We start from the raw sequence: 19,134 nt of genomic DNA, 5'->3' as shown, positions 1-19,134 counted from the left end.
CGTTCAGACCGCTTTTTCCAGCCACAGCAGGGCGTCGCCCGGCCCGACCGGCCGCCCCTGCCGGCAGCTGATGCGTTTAACGACCCCGGCGCGCGGCGCGGTGACCGCCAGCTCCATTTTCATCGCCTCGACCACGATCAGCGGCTGCCCGGCCGCCACCGCCTGCCCCGGTTCCACCAGGATCTTCCACACGCTGCCGTTCAGATCGGCGCTGACCAAATCGCCGTCGATGGCGTCTTCTTCCTCCGGCGGCAACAGCTGCGCCTCGGCCTCGTCGTCATCGCTGCGCCAGCGCGCCACTTCGGCGCTGAACGCCTGCTGCTGGCGATGCTGGAAGTCGGCGATCGCCTCGGCGTTGTCGGCCAGGAAACGGGTGTAGGCGGCGAAGTCGAACTCGCTCTCTTCGATGCGCACCTGCATGCGCCCTTCACGGAACGCTTCGCGCTGCTCGTCCAGCTCTTGCTCGCTGACCGGGTAGAAGCGCACCTGATCGAAGAAGCGCAGCAGCCAGGGCTCACCGGCGGTGAACTGCGGGTTTTTGAGAAACTTGTCCCAGATCGGCAGCGTGCGCCCCACCAGCTGGTAACCGCCCGGCGAATCCATGCCGTAGATGCACATGTACATGCCGCCGATGCCGACCGTCCCTTCGGCGGTGTGGGTGCGCGCCGGGTTATATTTGGAGCTCAGCAGGCGATGGCGCGGATCGAGCGGCACCGCGCAGGGCGCGCCGAGGTAGACGTCTCCCAGCCCGAGGATCAGGTAGCTGGCGTCGAACAGAATGTCGCGCACCTGCTCGCGTTGGCTCAAACCGTTGATGCGCTGAATGAAATCGACGTTGTTCGGCAGCCAGGGCGCCGAGGCGCGCACCGTCTGCTGATAACGATCCACCGCCCCCAGAGTGGCCGAATCCTCGAACGCCATCGGCAGCCAGACGGTGCGCGTCGGCACCTTCAGGCGGCTGACGTCCCCCAGCGCCCGTTCGCGCGCCAGCAGACGCTGCAACAGGTCGGCCTGGCTTATCAGCCGGCTGTCGTAGCGGATCTGCAGCGAACGCACGCCCGGCGCCAGCTCAGCCACACCCGGGATCGCCTCCTGCCGCAGCGACTGCATCAGCAGATGTATGCGCAGCCGCAGCGCCAGATCGAGCACGTTGTCGCCGTACTCCATCAGGATGTAGCCGTCCCCCGCCTGGCGATACGCCACCGCCGGGCGCCCTTCCGCCGCCGGCAGCGCCGCCAGCACCGCGGCGGAAACGGTCTCCGCCGGGGCCAGATCCGGCGGCGGCAGGGTGATGGCCTTCACCGCCGCCAGCGCTTCGATGCTGCCGAGCTGCGCCTGCTCCAGCGACTGCGCCTGCCGGAAGCCGATCGGATGGAAACGGATGCGGTCGCCCGGCTTCACCTGCCCCACTTTCCACAGTTCGGCCTTGGCGATGGTCACCGGGCAGACGAAGCCGCCAAGGCTCGGCCCGTCGCGGGTTAGGATCACCGGGAAGTCGCCGGTGAAGTTGATGGCGCCGATGGCGTACTCGCAATCGTGCACGTTGGAAGGATGCAAACCGGCCTCGCCGCCGTCCTCCCGCGCCCACTCGGGCTTCGGCCCCGCCAGGCGCACCCCGAGGCGGTTGGAGTTGTAATGCACCTGCCAGTCGGTGGCGAAAAAGGCCTCTATCGATTCAGCGGTGAAAAAGTCCGGCGCGCCGTGCGGCCCGTACAGCACGCCGATGTGCCACTGGTCGCCGTAGTGCGGGATCAGGCTGTCGTCCATCGCCTGCGGCGCGGCGATCGGTGCCGGCGTAGTGCTGGCCGCCAGCGCCGGTTGGGCGATCGCCAACATGTCCGCCACCCGCAAGGTGCGCCCGGCGTGGCCGCCGAACTGGCCCAGCGCGAAGGTGGAGCGGCTGCCGAGATACACCGGCACGTCAAAGCCGTTACGTACCGCCAGATAGGTGCGGCAGCCTTGCGTGGCGCGCCCCAGCGTCAATACCTGCCCGGCCCGCACCGCGATCGGCCGCCAATACGCAACCGCTTCACCGTTCAGATCGGCCGGGCAGCTCGCGCCCGTCAGCGCGATGGTGGCGTCGCAGTGAAAGCGCAGCGTCGGCCCCTGCAGGGTAAACTCCAACCCGGCGGCCGCCGGGTGGTTGCCGACGATGCGGTTGGCCAGCCGAAACGCGAAGTCGTCCATCGGGCCGGACGGCGGCACGCCGATGTCCCAATAGCCGAGGCGGCCGGGATAATCCTGCACGCTGCTGTAGGTGCCGGGTTGCAGCACTTCGAGGCAGTGCGGCTGGAAACGCACATCGTCCAGCAGGCGCGTCCAGACGTCGCCGCGCTGAAATTGCGGCGTGGCGATCACCTGCCGCAGATAATCGAGGTTGGTGGCGATGCCGTGCAAACGGGTCGCCGCCAGCGCCACGCGCAATTTTTCCAGCGCCTGCGCCCGATCGGCGCCGTGCACGATCAGCTTGGCGATCATCGGGTCGTAAAACGCCGACACTTCGCTGCCGGTCGCCACCCACCCGTCGAGGCGCACGTCGTCAGGGAAATGCACCTCGGTCAGCACGCCGGGGCTGGGCTGGAAGTTTTTCAGCGGATCTTCGGCGTAGAGGCGCACCTCGATCGCCGCGCCCTGCGGCGCGCGCTGCAACGCCGCCCAATCCAGCGCGTCGCCCGCCGCCACCTGCAGCATGCATGCGATCAGATCCAGGCCAGTGACCATTTCGGTGACCGGGTGCTCGACCTGTAAGCGGGTGTTCACTTCCAGGAAATAAAACTCGTCGCGCGCGGCGTCATAGATAAATTCTACGGTGCCGGCGCTGCGGTAATTCACCGACTCGCCCAGCGCCACCGCCGCCCGGTGCAGCGCCTGGCGGGTCGCCGCCGGCAGATGCGGCGCCGGGGTTTCCTCCACCACCTTTTGGTTGCGCCGCTGCAGCGAACAGTCGCGCTCGCCGAGCGCCGCCACCCGCCCCTGGCCGTCGCCGAAAATCTGCACCTCGACGTGGCGCGCCCGATCGACGAAGCGTTCGATAAAGGTGCCGGCGTCGCGGAAGAACTGCTCTCCCAGCCGTTTGACGCTGTCGTACGCGTCGCGCAGCGCCGCCTCGTCGTCACAGCGCGTCAGACCGATGCCGCCACCGCCGGCGGTGCTTTTCAGCATCACCGGGTAGCCGATGCGCGCAGCGGCGGCGACCGCCTGCTCAACGCTCTCCAGCAAGCCGGTTCCCGGCGTCATCGGCACCCCGGCCAACGCCGCCAGCTCGCGCGCCCGGTGCTTGAGGCCGAACTCGCGCATCTGCGCCGCCGTCGGGCCGATAAAGGCGATGCCCGCCGCCTCGCAGGCGTCGGCAAACTCGGCGCTCTCGGACAAAAAGCCGTAGCCGGGGTAGATCGCCTGCGCTCCGGTGGCCGCGGCCGCCGCGAGGATCTTGTCGATGCGCAGGTAACTGTCGGCGGCCTTGTCGCCGCCAAGCGCCACCGCCCTGTCGGCCTCGGCGACGTGCGGCGCATTGCGGTCGGCGTCGGAATAGACCGCCACGCTGGTTACGCCCAGGCGTTTCAGGGTGCGAATGGCGCGGCAGGCGATTTCGCCGCGGTTAGCGATCAGTACGGTAGTAAACATGTTCATGCCCCCTTAACGCTGGCGAGATAGTCGCGCCAGCCGCCAAACTCAGTGATATCCGTCGCGTCTTCCAGCGCCCAGGCTTCGCAGATAAACCCCTTCACCCGCCGGCCGTCCGCCAGCAGCAGCGTGCCGATGCCCAATGGCGCCGGAATTTCCGCCACAAACTCGCCGAAACGGGCCAGCGGGATGTCCCACAGCTCAACGCGGATCGCCGCCCCCTGCGCCGCGCGCGCCAGCCCCGGCTTCGGCGGCTCGGTATCGGCCAGCGCATACAGGCGATAGCAGGGGGCGGTAGCGGTTTGCTCCACCTGCACCGCGTCGCGCTGTGTCAGCTGGACGTTGAGCGGCATGCCGCTAAGGTGAGCGCCCACTACCGCCAGACGCACGTGCCCTGTGGACGGCGCAGGCACAGGCTGCGGCGGCAATGCCCGGCCGATAGCGCCGAGCGGCAAGGCGCTTTGCCGTTGCCAGCGCACGCCAAACGCCGCCAACGCCCGGTCATGCCAGGCGGGCGCGATCAGGGTGATGCCCGCCGGCAGGCCGTCTTCGCGCAGCGGCCCCGGCAGCGCCAGCGCGCTCAGATCGGCCAGGTTGGTGAAATTGGTGTAAGTGCCGAATTGCGAATTGAAGAGCACTGGCTCCTGCGCCATCTCCGCCAGGGTGCGGATAGTGGGCGCGGTCGGCACCACCAGCGCGTCGAACGGCGCCAGCCGCTGGGCGATTTGCCGCGCCAGCTCGGCGCGCAGGTATTCCGCCTTGTAGGCGTCGCAGGCGCTGTAGCCGAGGCCGTTGCCGACGATACCGCGCACCACCGGATCGATGGCCTGCGGGCTCGCTTCCAGCACCTGCTCAATGGCTACCGTGCGCTCCGCCACCCAGGGGCCGTAATACAGCTGTTCCGCCAGAGTGCGAAACGGCGCGAAATCGAGGGATTCCAGCGTGGCGCCGCCCGCCTGCAGCTGCGCCAGCGCTCGGTGAAACGCCCGCTCGGCCTGAACGTCGCCGAAAAACTCCAGCTGGGCGGGAACGGCGAAACGCGGCGCGGCGGGGATATCCGCCGGCGCGGTATGCGGATCGGGGCGGGAATACGGGTCTGCCGCGTCAAAGCCGCTCGCCAGTTCCGCCACCAGCGCGGCATCGGCCACCGTCAGCGCGAAGACCGACACCGTATCGTTCAACCGGCAGGCCGGCACCACGCCCCGGTTGGACAACCGCCCCTTGGTCGGCTTCAGCCCGACGATGTTGTTGAACCCGGCGGGCACGCGCCCCGAACCGGCGGTGTCGGTGCCGAGCGCGAACGGCACCAGGCCGCGCGCCACCACCGAGGCGGAGCCGGAGCTGGAACCGCCGCTGACGTAGCGGCTGTCGAAGCTGTTGACCACCGCGCCATAAGGTGAGCGAGTGCCCACCAACCCGGTAGCGAACTGGTCGAGGTTGGTTTTACCGAGGGCGATCGCCCCGGCGGCGCGCAGGTGGGCGACCACGGTGGCGTCCGCCGCGGCCTGATAGGTGAACGCCGGGCAGGCGGCGCTGGTTGGCCAGCCGCCGACGTCGATATTGTCTTTGATGGCGAAGGGCACGCCGAACAGCGGCAGGCGGCTGAGATCGCCGGCGACCGCCTCGAGCCTCTGTGCCAGCTGCCGATACTGCTGCTCGCGCTGCGCCGGCGTAGCGAGATACAGCCAGGCGTTATCGTCTGGGTTCAGCCCAGCGACCAGCGTTTCGATCGTCGCACTGACGCAGGTAAGGCGCTCGCCCGCCGGACGGGTTTGGTAATGGTGTTGCCATTCACTGAGGGTAAAACCACACGCTACAACAGGTTCGCTCATCGACTGAATTCCATCTGGTACACAAGATGGGATTCAACAGAGCAACCGGCGTGCCAATTTTTAATCTCATGATTTCAATGAATTATAATTAAAACTTATGACGGCGGCGGCAAACGGGCTGCACCAGCGGCGCGCAGCGGGAGAACAAAAAGAGTGCAATGGCGGGATGACGCAGAGGAAAAACCGGGGCGACGACACTCGCCGCCCCGCAGGCCGATGGGGATAGGTCAACCGCCAGCCGCAAGCTCAGTACCTACCATGTGGTGAGCGCTACCCTTCTCCAGGTATTGGCCGCCGTGCAAATATAAAAGAACGTGGAGTCTGCCGACCATTGGCCTATTTTACCGGGCGCAACGGCCGAAGCGGGGACAGCAACTCTGACACCTACAGGATCTCCGTTCACGTTCGCTGAATCATAAATATTCAACACTTTTATGTGGCCGGAGGAGAATTGGTTATTCGGCCCACCAATAGGATAAGCGCCGTTACCGGCCGGATAGATGCCATTATCCGCAACCGTTAACTGCTTGGTGTACAACCCGCTCCATTTAAATGAGGGTTGTCCTAAGGCGGTCGCGATATCCTTCTGCGGCGAAAAATCCGCCGGGGAGATGGATACGCCGCTGCTGGTCGTATTGTTATTAGCGCCAAGCGTAAACTTAGGTGAAAAACTAATTAAAGAAGCCCCGTCCTGAGCCAACCTGACGCCCGGTTCAAACCCCTGAAGGTTATTGCCTGGAGAAATGCCGCCAAAGTAATGGTAGCTGGTACTCCCTCCTTTGGCGGCATAGAACAGGTTATCGGAGCCGTCCTTGATACCATGGAAAATGGCCGGATAAGCGCCATGGCTGGCCCTGTCCGCCAAGGACCACGGAAGTTGCCTAGGAGCCATATCGGCGATTGCCGCGTTGGCGAATCTTGTCGTATTGCTCAGCATGTTATCAAACACAAATGCCGCCGCGATGCCGTTTACCGGTTCTGCAGCCACATTGTAAGTGGTATTACCCACGTTATAGAAACCGCCCCGACATTCAAAGGTGCTTCCATCACTCTGAAGAATGGTTTCACCTTCGCAAGTAAACTGCCCCAGGATGTTATCGGTGTTGGTTCGGGTGAGTTTGATCGCCGTAGCGCCGACGCCGCCGAACAGGTGGATATAGCAGAAACCGTTGTACCACGTTACGCTGTTGGCGTTTCCTCTCAACTCCAGCCCCACGCCGGCATCCGTATTTGTGCCACCATCGCCCGGATTGCCGGAGACCTTGATCTGACATTGAATTTCATGGAACCCCACGCCGTGGAAGGAGCTATCCCCGCCATTGCTTTCCATCAAGATGTTCGACAAGCCACGGTGGAACCGGCAAGAGTGAAAACTGACGAACTCGGTAAACGCACCGGCATAGCCGTTCAACAGATGTAAGTTCACAAAAAACTTCATAATCAGCAATCTTTCATGCCGCATGAAACAGGAACCATTGATCCGATAGCCGGTGCCCGTATATAACGCGCCCTTGGCCGGCGTAATCGTCACATCGCTGATATATCTGTTGGTATGGATCCCGGAACCGCCTTTCGACTCAAAACACGCATGATCATTAGACGTCGGCTTAAAGAAGAATTTCGTACTAATCCAATTTTCGCCCTCTATCGCAATGCCTTTATCTCCGGTGTAGTTTTCTCCTCCTAAATTTAAGGTATCTGTAATGTAATAGTTACCGGCAGGAACATAGAGCTTCTTGCAGCCTTGGCTAATCGCATAAGCGATAGCCTGTTTAAACGCCTGCGTATCATCCGTACCAACGCCAGCTGTATCATTCCAATCGCCCTTCGCGCCGAACATCTGAGGGGTAATGTGGGGCACGCCTTCATTCGGGAAGGAATACTGAATGAGTTGATTGCCCGTTACCCCTGCAATCGTAGAGAGAATCGGTTTAAAAGCGCAATCCCAGACGTTCTTGCCAATGAGAGTCGTTTCGTCAAATGCCCCGCCTAACTCCAGCGCCCGAGCGGGAGAAGCAAGCTTAATCACATTCCCTTCAATAATGGCGTTTTTCCCATTCAAAAAGCGGATATAGCCAAAATCAGAGTCCGTTACCCGGTTGCCGGAAAACACCGTACGGTCGCCATAGAGCTTGATCCATACCTGGCTGCTGGCCCACCCGGAGTTGGTTATCTTGTTACCGGTCATCACGCAGCTATTGGCGAACAGAGCGACCTTACAGTTATTGATAATATTGCCTGAAAGGGTCGCCTCCGTTGCGGCAATGCCATTGAAGGCCGACGTCGTGGAGGTACCACAGTAATTTAAAAAGTTATCTGCGATAACAGACTCCGCGACAGAAATATCGTTATTGCCGTGATAATCGATGCCATTCTCAACGGTATCTTCAACGTGATTCCCGATAATTCGTGAATTATTCGTAGGGATTTTGGTGGGGTTATTCACTAAGGAATAGTCGATCTGAATGCCGAACCTTTCGATCGTTTTGATGTAGTTATTAGAGATATTAATGTCACTGATTCCACCCAGCGAGATGCCATAGCTGGTATTAACAATATGGTTATTGGCAACGGTCAGGTTAGTGAATGAATGAGGCGTGCCGGTCACTTCATTATTCAATGTCACCCCGCCCCCTCTTTGCGTATGCCCGGCCCCAGCGGGTTTAGCGGGTTTATGTCCATCATGAATATGATTGTTCACAATCAAGATGTCATAAGCATCTCGGTTCACGCCCGTTTTCAGCAAGATCCCGTCACCCTGATGATTCGTCAGTTCGTTATTCTGGATTGTAATATGGCGTCCGCCACGAACGGCGATAGGTTCTTCACCCAGATCTTTAAGTAAATTGTTCTCAAGGGTAACTGACGTACAGTCAGAAAGGCCCAAAGCATCGGTATGCATGCTGATGACGCAATTTCTCACGGTGAAGTTTTCACAACGGGTGAAAGCCATGCCGGTACACGCGCGAGTGGCATACCACCAAATAGGATCTGCATCTTTCTGAGTCACCTTTCTCGTGATCCTCAGATCTTCCACGATGAAATTCGACTGTTCCACGGTATTAAAAATATTGATTTGAGGCGTATCGTCATCCAGGTGAATTTCACCACCGCCATAAATATGGCAGTTGCTGGGGATCTGTAGAGGCTGCCAAGCCGAACCCAACGTCAACCGATAGACATTCGCCATTCTGACCTGGCGTTTTTTCATCGAGTTAGCGGCGTCAATCGCCACTTTAGCGAACATGGCGCTGACGGCATCTCGATCGTCAGCCAGGCCATCGCCTACGGCGCCGAACTGTTCAGGGGTATATTCAGCGAATTCGCCGCCGTCATTGACCTGAGCGGCGGCATTTTTTGTGTTGAACTGTGGATCTTCTTTTGACATTTGAGCCATTGAATTACTCCTCTGGATTTTACGTTTCAATCGACATTGAACGAACCCTAGAAAAGTAAACGGACGGGCGGCACGCCCTCCATCGATGACGGGTGGCTGAGGGCCAGTACAACAACGGCGGGCGGGAGAGCGGCAATAAAAAAGGCGCAACCTTGCGATTGCGCCTGATGTTCGGTGAACGCTGCGCGTTACTCGCCGCGAACGCGCTGCGCCAGCCCTTTGAGGAAGTAGCGCAGCATCTGATCGCCGCACGGGCGGTAGTTCTTGGTACCCTCTTTGCGGAACAGCGCACTCAGCTCCGGCTTGGAGATGCGGAAGTCCACCGCGGTGAAGATCTGGTGCATGTCGGTGTCTTTCAGCTCGAACGCCACGCGCAGCTTTTTCAGCACCAGGTTATTGGTGATCGGCAGCTCAACCGCCGGCGCCGGGAACTTGTCGTCCTTACCGCGCTTGAAGAACACCAGGCCGTTGAGGAAGTGCGCCATCACTTCGTCCGGGCACTTTTCGTAGCCCGGCTCGCCTTCTTTGATCACGTAAGCGTCCATCGCCGACACCGCCACCTCGAAATCGTCCAGTTTGATAATCTCGACCATTTTGGCGTTGTTAATGCTCAGCATATAGCGCACGCTGCGCAGCACGTCGTTGTTCATCATGGGATTGCATTGCCTTTACTTGTCTAACGGGGACGTGCGCATTGTAAAAAAATGCCCCATACCCAAAATAATTGGAGTTGCATCGCGGCGGCAAATTTGTAAGCCACCGGCGCATAGTTAACTATGTGACCGGGGCGCGCAAATGCAGCCAACAAAGAGGCAGCTCCAAGTATGACGGGTATGGCCGCACACCTTGAATGTGCGGCAGTATAGGGATCGGCAAGGGGTTTCTCAATCGATTTGGCTTTTTTGCTGATACAGCGGGATGTCTTCGCCGATGATGTACTTGTTGCGCAGCATCGACGAGACCTTGTCCATGATCATCACCACCACCACCAGGATCAGGGTGATGAACATCACCACGTCCCAGTTCCACAGCCGCATATTCTCCGCATACACCAGGCCGATGCCGCCGGCGCCGACGAAGCCCAGCACCGCCGCTGAGCGGGTGTTGGACTCGATCTGGTACAGGCTGAGCGCCAGGAAGGTGGGGAACGACTGGGTGAAGATGCCGTAGCGGTGCTTCTGCAACCCGTTGGCGCCCACCGCCGTCAGGCCGCGGCTGGGGGACTTGTCCACCGCCTCATGGCCTTCGGCGTACAGTTTGCCCAGCAGCCCGACGTCCTGCATCACGATAGCCAACACCCCGGCCAGCGGCCCCATGCCGACGGCGCGCACGAAGATCAGCCCCCAGATCGCCATGTCGATGCCGCGCAGCACGTCCAGCAAGCGGCGCACCAGCACGGAGATCGGCCGCAGCAGCGGCGTCGACATCACGTTGCGCGCGGCGAAGAACGACAGCGGCAGCGCGATCAACGACGCGGTGATGGTGCCGGCGAACACAATGGCGATGGTGATGCCGATCTGCTGGAAGTAGTACATGAACGGCCAATTGGCGAAGTCGTGCCAGACGAACATGCGCAGGAAATAGCGCCCCAGCTGCTGGCAGCCGTTGATAAACTGCGGCCAGCTAATGCCGAAGACCAGGAAGAAGAACACATAGTACAGCACGATCGCCAGCGCGATCAGGCCGACGGTGCGCAGGTAGCGCCCCTGCTGCGCGAAGATCGCCGGATGCTGCTGTTTCAACTGGCGCAGCGTTTCCGCCGATGCCGGAGTGCCCGCTATCATTTTGCCCCCTCCACCACGCGCTTGCGCAGCTCGCCCGACACGTAGTCGAGCACGGAAACCACCACGATGATCAGCAGCAGCGTCATGCTGACCTGATCGTAACGGTCGAGTTTAATGTTGGTCATCAGCTCCTGGCCGATGCCGCCCGCGCCCACCAGCCCCAAAATGGTCGACTGACGAAAGTTGATCTCCAGCCGCATGAAGCTGTAGGAGAGAAACACCGGCTTCACCTGCGGCCACAGGCCAAAGCGCATGCGCTGCAGCGGCGTGGCGCCGCAGGCCGCCAGCCCGCGCACCGGCTTGTTGGAGGCGGTTTCGATCGATTCGTAGAACAGCTTGGTCAGGCTGCCGATGGTGTGCAGCGCCAGCGCCAGGAAGCCGGGAATGGCGCCGATGCCGAACGCCATCACGAACATCACCGCCCACGCCAGCTCCGGCATGGTGCGCAAGAACGCCACCAGCGTGCGGATTGCCAGCCGCACCGAGGCCGGGGTATAGGTATTGCCGGCCGCCAGAAACGCCAGCACGGTCGCCACCAGCACCGAAAAAATGGTCGCCGCCAGCGCCAGCTGCAGGGTCTCCCAGATCAGCGGCAGCTGGATGTTCAGGCGGTAACCCCAATAGGCCAGCGAACCTTCGGTGCGCCCATCGGCGAACAGCAGGTGCCAGTGCAGCGTCGGCACGGTTTCGGCCAGGTAGTCGAAGAAGTGCGGAATAGACACCCAGACGGTGTGCAGGTTGAACTCGGCGAGGTTGCCGGCGCCCAGGTACAGCACCACCAGCCCGAGCGACCACAGCAGCGCTTCGCGTTTTTGCTTGCTGCGGATCCGTTGGTAATAGTGTGCGAAATCGGTATTCAAAGCAGGTCTTCCATCTTGATGGAACAAGGGGTTCAGCACGCTGACCCCCTTCATTCGGACGGCCGAGGCAGCCGGGAATTAACGGTCGCCTTTGGTCAGCTCGCGCTTCATATCGATGATGGTCTGGTATTCCGCCAGGGTGGTGTCGCCGATGTGCTGTTTGCCGCCCATCGCTTTGATAAAGCACTGGTGATCGTCTTTATCCAGCTTCTTGATGGCGGTGACCACTTTGGCTTTGAAGTCGGCCGGCAGCGAGTTGCTCACCAGGATCGGGCCGTTCGGGATCAGCGGCGACTGCCAGATGATGCGGATCTGTTTCATCAGGTCCGGGTGATCCATGCGGATCATGCGGGTGAACGCGCCGCTGGTGTAGCCGGTGTTGTAGTCGCCGATCATCGACGCCCAGGTCACCGCGCCTTCGAACTGGCCGTTCAGCACGCCAAGGATATCCTGCTCGTGGCCGCCGGAGAAGGTGACGCTGGAGAAGGTGTTGTTGTATTTGTTGTCGACCGTGCCGCCGAACAGCTTTTTAAACGCCTGATTCGGGATCAGGAAGCCGGAGGTGGAATCCGGATCGGCGAAGCCGATGGCCTTGCCCTTCAGATCTTCCAGTTTCTGGTACGGGCTGCCGGCCTTCACCACCACCACCGAGTGGTAGCCGCGCGACTGGTCGACGTCGTCGACCGCGATGCCGACGATGTCCACCGCTTTCGGATCCTTGATGTAGACCGAAGCGAACGATGACGGCGACATGCTCAGCACCAGGTCAATCTTGCCGCCCAGCAGGCCCTGGATCACACCGGAATAGTCGGACGAGTTGCGCAGCTTGGTATCGACATTCAGTTCCTTGTCCAGGAACTGCTTCACGCACTGGTTATCGCCGATCTGCTGGGTGGCGTTCTGGCCGCCGAGAATGCCCAGGTTCAGCTCTTTCGGCGCATCCGCTGCGGCAGCATTAAATACCATCATCGCGCCGGCCATCAGGGTGGTCAGACTCAATACTTTTTTCATTAGGTGTGCCTTGTGTGTAAAGGTAAAGGGTAAAGGTCAAAAGTGCTTCAATGGATCTGATTGGCTTCTTCGCCATACAGCTGGTGCAGGATCCGTTCGTTCAGTTGCGAAGGATGCCCGTCAAACACGATCTTCCCGTGGGCGATACCGATCACCCGCGAGCAATACTCTTTCACCAGTTCGACCGAGTGCAGGTTCACCATCACCGCGATGCCGTCTTCGCTGATTTTCTGCAGCGCGTCCATGATGCGGCGGGTGTTTTTCGGATCGAGCGACGCGACCGGCTCATCAGCCAGCAGGATTTGCGGGTTTTGCATCAGCGCGCGGCAGATGGCGACGCGCTGCATCTGGCCGCCGGAGAGGTGCTCGGCGCGCTGCAGCGCGTGCGGCAGCATGTTGAGCCACTGCAACAGCTCGATGGCGCGAGCGCGGTCGGCGTCATCGAACAGTTTGAAGAAGGATTTCAGGGTGGAGGTGTGGCTCAGGCGCCCCAGCAACACGTTGGTCATCACGTCCAGCCGCGGCACCAGGCAGAAGTCCTGGAAGATCATGCCGCAGCGCGCGCGCCATTGGCGCATCTGGCGGCCGGCAAGCTGGGCGATATCCTGCGCCACGCCATCGTCTTCGAAGTGCAGCATCTCGCCGCAGCTGGAAGGAATGGTGCCGTTGAGGGTATGCAGCAGCGTGGACTTGCCTGCGCCGGAGCGGCCGATCACCGCCACGAACTCGCCGGCGTGCAGATCGAAATTGATGTCATCCAGCACGCGCTGCTGCGCTTTATAGGCCTTGCCGAGTCCCTTTACCGATAATACTTTGCGAGATGCGGCGGCGTGCTGCCCTGGAAAGTCGTGCTGTGCCAATTTTAACAGTGCCTGAGCCATATGATTTCTCTGGTTTCAGTGGCTAATCATTATGGGCACCTATTAACGGATAAGTTTATGACAGTGGGATGATCGTTTTATGGCCGGGGCGTGACGCGTGCCGCCCCGGCGTGCGCATCATTCCAGGCTAAAGAAGTCCAGCCCCAGCGCCATCTTGACCTGCTGCAGCGTCTGCTGGCTGACCTGATGCGCGCGGCGGGTGCCGTGCTGCAGGATACGCGTTAGCTCGCCTTTATCGGCAATGAATTCGGCGCGGCGGGTGCGGATCGGCTCGAGCAGGCTCTGCAGGCAATCCTCCAGCAGCCGTTTGATTTTCACGTCCCCCAACCCGCCGCGCCGATAGTGCGCCTTCAGCTCCGCCACCAGTGCGGCGTCTTCGCAGAAGGCGTCCAGATAGGTGAACACCATGTTGCCCTCCACCCGGCCGGGATCGCTGACGTTGAGATGGCCAGGATCGGTGAACATGCTCATCACCGCCTTGTGAACCTCGTCGGCGCCGGCGCCAAGCGGGATGGCGTTGCCGCGCGATTTCGACATCTTGCCCTGCCCGTCCAGCCCCGGCAGACGCCCGACGTTGCTCAACAGCGGCTGACACTCCGTTAATATCGGTTGGCCAACGATGTGGTTGAAGCGCCGCACGATCTCGTTGGTTTGCTCCAGCATCGGCAGCTGATCCTCGCCGACCGGCACGTGGGTGGCGCCGAAGGCGGTGATGTCCGCCGCCTGGCTGACCGGATAGATCAGAAAACCGGCCGGCAGGCTGCGGGCGAAATCCTTCTCGGCGATTTCGTTTTTCACCGTCGGGTTGCGTTCCAGCCGCGCCACGCTGACCAGATTGAGGTAGTACATCGTCAGCTCGGCCAACGCCGGCAGCGCCGACTGCAGGCAGATCGTGGTCTTGTGCGGATCGATGCCGACCGCCAGATAGTCGGCCACGACATTGAGCACGTTGGCGCTGATTTTTTGCGGGTTGTTGCCGTTGTCGGTCAGGCCCTGCAGATCCGCCACCATCACCGTTTGGTTATGCTGGTGCTGCAGTTCGACGCGTTGGCGCAGCGAGCCGACAAAGTGACCTAAATGCAGTGGGCCGGTAGCGCGATCGCCGGTAAGAATGGTGTAGCTCATGACAGTGCTCCTGAAGGTCTGTAGACCGCCGGATCAACGCCACAAAAGATAATGCCGCCAAACCGGCGGCATTAAAAAGAGATGTGAATACTCGTGCCGCCTCAGAAGAGGCGCCACCATGACTGATTGTGGGTGGAGTGCATCGATATATTCATGCCATCAAGGTATACCCGCAGCGGCAATGCGTCAATAGCCCGCCGCCGGCGCGTAAGACGGCGTTACACTCCGGCATTTGCGTTCCTGGCCCGGCGCGCTAGGGTAAAACCTTCAACCTGAAAAAGGAGCGCATGATGAAGATCGGATTTGCCGGACTGGGTGGGATGGGCAGCGCCATGGCAACTAACCTGGTGCAGGCGGGCTTCGCGTTGACGGTATGGAACCGCTCGCCGCAGGCGGCGCAGCCGCTGGTGAGCGCCGGCGCACGGCAGGCCGAACGGCCGGAGCAGTTGGCCGATGCCGACGTGCTGATCACCATGCTGGCCGACGATGCCGCCACGCAACAGGTGGTGGTGGACAGCGGATTGCTGCAGCGGATGAAACCGGGCGCGCTGCATATCAATATGGCGACCATCTCGGTCGAGCTAGCCAAACGCCTGACGACGCTGCATGCGGAACACGGCATCGGCTATCTCGCCGCACCGGTGCTGGGGCGGATCGACGTGGCCGCCGCCGGCAAGCTGAATATTCTGGCAGCCGGCGATAGCGAACGGCTGAAGCAAGCGCAACCGCTGTTCGATGCCCTCGGCCAGAAAACCTGGCACTTCGGCGCCGACCCGGCGCAGGCCAACGTGGTCAAAATCGCCACCAACTTTACGCTGGCCAGCGCCATTGAAGCGATGGCGGAAGGCAGCGCGCTGGTGCGCAACTACGGCGTTTCCGGCGCCGACTACCTGCAGATGCTGAGCAGCACCGTCTTCGCCGCCCCGGCTTACCAGGGCTATGGTGCGCTGATCGCCGCCGAGAAATATTCACCCGCCGGATTCCGGCTGGCGCTGGGGCTGAAGGACGTCGGGCTGGCGCTGGCCGCCGGCGCCGACAGCCATACGCCGATGCCGTTCGCCGGAGTGCTGAAGGACAACTTCCTCGACGCGATGGCGCAAGGGGATGCGGATCTGGACTGGGCGGCGCTGGCCAAGGTGGCGGCGCGGCGGGCGGGCCTGAAATAACGAACGGGGGCGCTGGCCCCCGTTTTCCGTTCTCAGAACACGATGTCCGCTGCGGGCACGGCGCGGATCGGCACGCCGAAGCTGTCGATATTCGACAGCGTCTCGTTATGGTGGGTACGGATCAGCAGGCCGTCGGCATAGGATTTGTCGTGGCAGGTGTGGGCATCCGCCGCCAGCGTCACCGGATAGCCGTGCGCCGCGGCGCTGCGCACCGTGGTATCGATGCAAAACGGCGTGGAGTAACCGCAAACCACCAACTGCGATACGCCGTTGGCGATCAGCAACGCGCCAAGCGAAGTGCGCAGGAACGAGTCCGGCGTGGTTTTATCCACCCGATGGTCGCCTGGCGCCACCTTCAGCGCCGCAAGCACTTGCCAGGCGGCGCTGCCGTGCGGCAGTTCGTCGTCCGGCGTATGGTGCTGAATGACGACAACCGGCACGCCCGCCCGGCGGGCGCGCTCGCTCAGTTGGTTGATGCGCGCAACGGTGCCCGCGGCATCCGCCGGCGGCGGCGTAAACAATCCTTCCTGCACATCGATAATCAACAGCGCGGTGGTCATGGCGGCTCCCGAAGATTAAGCCGCGTCAGCACACCGGCTGGCGCGGGCGGAAAATATGATCGACGCCCTGCTCACGCAACCGGTTCACCAGATCGTGCCCGCCGTTCGGCGTGGCGTGCGCCAGCTGGCGCTCGGCGGTAAACACCGGGCTGGCCCAAAACAGGTTCACCGGATCGCCGTACTGCTGCGGCAGAGCCAGGTGCGCGCTATGCGGGTAGAAGGACGACGATAAAATATAGCCCTCGTAGCCCAGCGGCGCCACGTCCGACTCCAGCGTATGCCCTTCGCCGATCCAGGTCAGCCGCGCCCAAGGCGCGTGCGCGAAACCGGCCAGCGCGCTGGCCATCTGCACCGCGTTGTCTTCGGTCATGTATTGGCTGTCGATGGCGATCGCCATCTCCATGCGGCGATAGCGCGAAGCCTCATCGTTGAACAGGATCTCCACCCACGGCATCGGCCGAATGCTGACGCCCATGGTGAGGAAGTAATAGATGCCGTCGCGCTCGTGCTGAGTGATGGCCATCGGCGGCCACTTGCCCTGATCGATGGCGTAGTATTTTACCGAAGGGCCGAAATGCTGCTCATAGCGCGCCTGAAAATCGCGCTGCATCTTCGGCCACGGATTGCCCTCTTCACGCTGCCAGCTGCGCCAAAACTGGCGGGTGCTTTCCGCCTGCGCATATTGCGTGTTGGTCGAGGCCGAACCGAGTGGATAGGCCAACGGGCTCTCCTTGATGCAGCTGGCCGAATAGCACACCGAATGGTCGATATACAGGCTCCAGCCGGGGATCACCGCCAGCAGTTGGCCGTAATACCACAGGGCCGCGCCGTCGTCGCTTTCGCTCCACACCACCATCAGCCCTTCCGGGTTCAGCGGCGCTTCCCCTTCCAGGTTGCGGCAAAATTCCGCCGCCAGCATCGGCGGTTGCCCCTGCTCCAGCGCGGCGCGGTCTTCCTGCAGCGGCGCGGCGGCCAGATTGCGCAGCCAGCAGGCGCGCACCTGATAGCGATCGCTGTAGGCTTCGGCGGGATAGATGTAAAAATAGGCTGCCCGGTGATCTTGCTGAACCACCGCGACCAGCGTCTGGTTCTCATTGCTGACTTCAGCAAGTACGTATGACTCGTTCATATCACCTCAATAGGGTCAGGGCGCGGCAGAATCGGCTGCGCGCAAAAAATGGAATGTGGCTTTGCCCTCAAGTGTAAAACGCATTACTGGCCGGATCACCCGTAAAAGTCTCAAAAACGGCCGTAAACGAAGATAAACAAAGGTTAATTATAGCGGCTGCGGCTCATGACGGCTGAGTGATGCGCCGCACCGCGCGCTGATAGGAACCGTTGCGCATCGACGCGCCCAGCACTTTGCCGAGGCCTGCAGCCCCCGTTCGCACCAACCGCCGCCGCAACGCGCCCGGATGAAAGCCGAACTGCCGCTGCGCCCAATCGGGCAACAGATCGATGCCCGCCTGCATCACCACCCCGCCGAGCGGGCGCGCCAACGCGCTCGGCGCCGGCGCCTTCAGCAGAATGCGCGCCACCTCTTGGGTGCGTTCGTCACAGACCAGCTGCGGCCGCATCGCCTGCAGATAGTCGTCTACCTCCGCGCAGGACTGAGGGATAGCTGTCGCCCCCAGCGCGGCGGCCACGCGCGCCGCTTCGCGGTAGTATTGATCCTGCAAATCGCGGGAAAGATGCGGGTTGCGGTAGCGCAGGTGGCTGGCCAGAAAACGGCTGCTCTCCGCCACGTGCACCCAGGTCAGCAGCGCCGGATCGCTGGCGGCATAGGGCGTGCCGTCGCTGCCGACGCCGGTCACCCGCAGGTGGATGGCTTTGACTTTGGCGATCAGCCGCTCCGCCTCGGCGGTCGGGCCGAAGGTGGTAACCGACACGAACTGGCTGGTGCGGCGCAGGCGGCCAATCATATCGTCGCGGAAGTTGGAGTGATCCCATACGCCGGCCAGCGCCAACGGGTGCAGCATTTGCAACAGCAAGGCGCTGACGCCGCCGCACAGCATTGGGGTGAAATCGCGGTGTACCTGCCAGATGACCGACTGCGGGCCGAACAGCCCCGGATCGCCGGGCGGATTCTCAAAATCGACGCCGCCGAGCGCCAACCCGGTCAGGCTGAGCACCTGTTTTTCTATCGCTGCGCGTACCGCTTCCATCCTGCCGCCCTCTTGCTCATTCAGCGGCCAGTGTATCACGCGGCGAGCGCCTCATTGCGCCCTGCGGCGGTTGAAAGCATTAACTTACTGAATTACAGTTGTTATACCGCTTGCAACCAGGCGGGCCTATTCGATCCACTGCAGAGGCGCTTTGCAGGGCGTTAACCCACGTTAATTCGGCACTAACCCCACAAAACCTCTATCTAGTTTCTTTTCCTTCAACTTAGATAGCAGAGAGTTCGATGATTACCATCAGAGCACGCGCGGCGGAAGACAACGCGCAATTGGCAGATATCTGGCTGCGTTCGGTGCGCGCCACTCACCACTTTTTAACCGAAGACAACATCGCACAGCTGTTCCCGCTGGTGCTGAACGACTACCTGCCGGCGGTCAACGTTTGGGTGGCCGAAGAGCGGCCGGGGCATCCCTGCGGCTTTATCGGTCTGAACGGCAACAAGGTGGAGATGCTGTTTATCGACGCCGATCAGCGCGGCAAAGGGGTGGGCAAAGCGCTGCTGACCCACGCGGAAACGCTGCACGATGAGCTGCAGCTGGACGTGAACGAGCAAAATCCGCAGGCCAGCGGCTTCTACCGCCACTACGGTTTTGTCATCACCGGCCGCTCGCCGCTCGACGGCCAGGGCAACCCGTTCCCGCTGCTGCACATGAAGCTGGAAAAACGCTAGCCCTCCACCGGCCGCCCAGCGGCCGGTTTTCTCCCCCCATGGC

14 protein-coding genes are annotated in these 19,134 nt (G+C 61.5%); 2 read left to right on the top strand and 12 right to left on the bottom strand.

Translation table 11 applies throughout. The annotated features are described in order from the left end of the window. Positions 1 to 3 precede the first annotated feature (3 nt). From uca to trpS, 9 genes are all read right to left on the bottom strand, one after another. Entirely contained in the window at positions 4 to 3,624 is a 3,621-nt protein-coding gene (uca, locus tag FOT55_RS00790; RefSeq protein ID WP_147822952.1) for an urea carboxylase, read from the bottom strand. A 2-nt stretch (positions 3,625 to 3,626) separates the two neighbouring features. Continuing rightward, entirely contained in the window at positions 3,627 to 5,456 is a 1,830-nt protein-coding gene (gene atzF / locus FOT55_RS00785; RefSeq protein WP_147822951.1) for an allophanate hydrolase, read from the bottom strand. Between the two features lie 253 nt (positions 5,457 to 5,709). Then, the gene (locus FOT55_RS00780) at positions 5,710 to 8,853 is read right to left on the bottom strand and encodes a right-handed parallel beta-helix repeat-containing protein (protein WP_147822950.1); all 3,144 of its coding nucleotides are present in this window, start codon (positions 8,851 to 8,853) and stop codon (positions 5,710 to 5,712) included. A gap of 188 nt (positions 8,854 to 9,041) precedes the next feature. Continuing rightward, positions 9,042 to 9,506, bottom strand: coding sequence for a YehS family protein (locus FOT55_RS00775; protein ID WP_004939471.1), 465 nt, complete (start codon positions 9,504 to 9,506; stop codon positions 9,042 to 9,044). A 231-nt stretch (positions 9,507 to 9,737) separates the two neighbouring features. After that, entirely contained in the window at positions 9,738 to 10,637 is a 900-nt protein-coding gene (gene phnE / locus FOT55_RS00770) for a phosphonate ABC transporter, permease protein PhnE (protein ID WP_025302015.1), read from the bottom strand. Continuing rightward, entirely contained in the window at positions 10,634 to 11,497 is an 864-nt protein-coding gene (phnE, locus tag FOT55_RS00765) for a phosphonate ABC transporter, permease protein PhnE (RefSeq protein WP_021503954.1), read from the bottom strand. The genes phnE (FOT55_RS00770) and phnE (FOT55_RS00765) overlap by 4 nt, the downstream gene beginning before the upstream one ends. Before the next feature lie 78 nt (positions 11,498 to 11,575). Then, positions 11,576 to 12,508 carry a phosphonate ABC transporter substrate-binding protein gene (gene phnD, locus FOT55_RS00760; protein WP_025302014.1) on the bottom strand — a complete coding sequence of 311 codons (933 nt, stop codon included), beginning with the start codon at positions 12,506 to 12,508 and terminating at the stop codon, positions 11,576 to 11,578. A gap of 47 nt (positions 12,509 to 12,555) precedes the next feature. Then, positions 12,556 to 13,389, bottom strand: coding sequence for a phosphonate ABC transporter ATP-binding protein (phnC, locus tag FOT55_RS00755; RefSeq protein WP_019454697.1), 834 nt, complete (start codon positions 13,387 to 13,389; stop codon positions 12,556 to 12,558). 117 nt (positions 13,390 to 13,506) lie between these two features. Next, complete coding sequence (gene trpS / locus FOT55_RS00750; RefSeq protein ID WP_043136919.1) at positions 13,507 to 14,514, bottom strand: tryptophan--tRNA ligase; 1,008 nt, start codon at positions 14,512 to 14,514, stop codon at positions 13,507 to 13,509. 290 nt (positions 14,515 to 14,804) lie between these two features. Here trpS and FOT55_RS00745 point away from each other — a divergent pair, with 290 nt between their 5' ends. Further along, on the top strand, positions 14,805 to 15,680 hold the full coding sequence (locus tag FOT55_RS00745; protein ID WP_060447583.1) for an NAD(P)-dependent oxidoreductase: 876 nt from the start codon (positions 14,805 to 14,807) through the stop codon (positions 15,678 to 15,680). A 32-nt stretch (positions 15,681 to 15,712) separates the two neighbouring features. On the opposite strand, the gene FOT55_RS00740 is transcribed toward FOT55_RS00745, so the two are convergent. From FOT55_RS00740 to FOT55_RS00730, 3 genes are all read right to left on the bottom strand, one after another. Continuing rightward, positions 15,713 to 16,240 carry a cysteine hydrolase family protein gene (locus FOT55_RS00740; protein WP_060432667.1) on the bottom strand — a complete coding sequence of 176 codons (528 nt, stop codon included), beginning with the start codon at positions 16,238 to 16,240 and terminating at the stop codon, positions 15,713 to 15,715. A 25-nt stretch (positions 16,241 to 16,265) separates the two neighbouring features. Then, entirely contained in the window at positions 16,266 to 17,369 is a 1,104-nt protein-coding gene (locus FOT55_RS00735) for a suppressor of fused domain protein (RefSeq protein WP_141997535.1), read from the bottom strand. 163 nt (positions 17,370 to 17,532) lie between these two features. Beyond that, positions 17,533 to 18,405, bottom strand: coding sequence for an oxygenase MpaB family protein (locus FOT55_RS00730; protein ID WP_033652666.1), 873 nt, complete (start codon positions 18,403 to 18,405; stop codon positions 17,533 to 17,535). 242 nt (positions 18,406 to 18,647) lie between these two features. Between FOT55_RS00730 and FOT55_RS00725 the strand changes: the two genes are divergently transcribed. Continuing rightward, positions 18,648 to 19,091: an acetyltransferase gene (locus FOT55_RS00725; protein WP_016928596.1), complete on the top strand. Its 444-nt coding sequence runs from the start codon at positions 18,648 to 18,650 to the stop codon at positions 19,089 to 19,091. The last annotated feature ends 43 nt before the right edge of the window (positions 19,092 to 19,134 follow it).

The organism is Serratia bockelmannii, assembly GCF_008011855.1.
Lineage (GTDB): Bacteria > Pseudomonadota > Gammaproteobacteria > Enterobacterales > Enterobacteriaceae > Serratia > Serratia bockelmannii.
Note: the sequence above shows the minus strand (reverse complement) of the source record. Positions and strands in the feature narration are given on the sequence as shown.

What these genes read in the sequence shown, in the direction of transcription:
- FOT55_RS00725 (WP_016928596.1), top strand. Translation starts at nt 18,648, where the DNA reads ATGATTACCATCAGAGCACGCGCGGCGGAAGACAACGCGCAATTGGCA.
- phnC (WP_019454697.1), bottom strand. Translation starts at nt 13,389, where the DNA reads ATGGCTCAGGCACTGTTAAAATTGGCACAGCACGACTTTCCAGGGCAG.
- FOT55_RS00775 (WP_004939471.1), bottom strand. Translation starts at nt 9,506, where the DNA reads ATGATGAACAACGACGTGCTGCGCAGCGTGCGCTATATGCTGAGCATT.
- FOT55_RS00780 (WP_147822950.1), bottom strand. Translation starts at nt 8,853, where the DNA reads ATGGCTCAAATGTCAAAAGAAGATCCACAGTTCAACACAAAAAATGCC.
- FOT55_RS00740 (WP_060432667.1), bottom strand. Translation starts at nt 16,240, where the DNA reads ATGACCACCGCGCTGTTGATTATCGATGTGCAGGAAGGATTGTTTACG.
- uca (WP_147822952.1), bottom strand. Translation starts at nt 3,624, where the DNA reads ATGTTTACTACCGTACTGATCGCTAACCGCGGCGAAATCGCCTGCCGC.
- FOT55_RS00730 (WP_033652666.1), bottom strand. Translation starts at nt 18,405, where the DNA reads ATGGAAGCGGTACGCGCAGCGATAGAAAAACAGGTGCTCAGCCTGACC.
- trpS (WP_043136919.1), bottom strand. Translation starts at nt 14,514, where the DNA reads ATGAGCTACACCATTCTTACCGGCGATCGCGCTACCGGCCCACTGCAT.
- atzF (WP_147822951.1), bottom strand. Translation starts at nt 5,456, where the DNA reads ATGAGCGAACCTGTTGTAGCGTGTGGTTTTACCCTCAGTGAATGGCAA.
- phnD (WP_025302014.1), bottom strand. Translation starts at nt 12,508, where the DNA reads ATGAAAAAAGTATTGAGTCTGACCACCCTGATGGCCGGCGCGATGATG.
- FOT55_RS00745 (WP_060447583.1), top strand. Translation starts at nt 14,805, where the DNA reads ATGAAGATCGGATTTGCCGGACTGGGTGGGATGGGCAGCGCCATGGCA.
- phnE (WP_025302015.1), bottom strand. Translation starts at nt 10,637, where the DNA reads ATGATAGCGGGCACTCCGGCATCGGCGGAAACGCTGCGCCAGTTGAAA.
- FOT55_RS00735 (WP_141997535.1), bottom strand. Translation starts at nt 17,369, where the DNA reads ATGAACGAGTCATACGTACTTGCTGAAGTCAGCAATGAGAACCAGACG.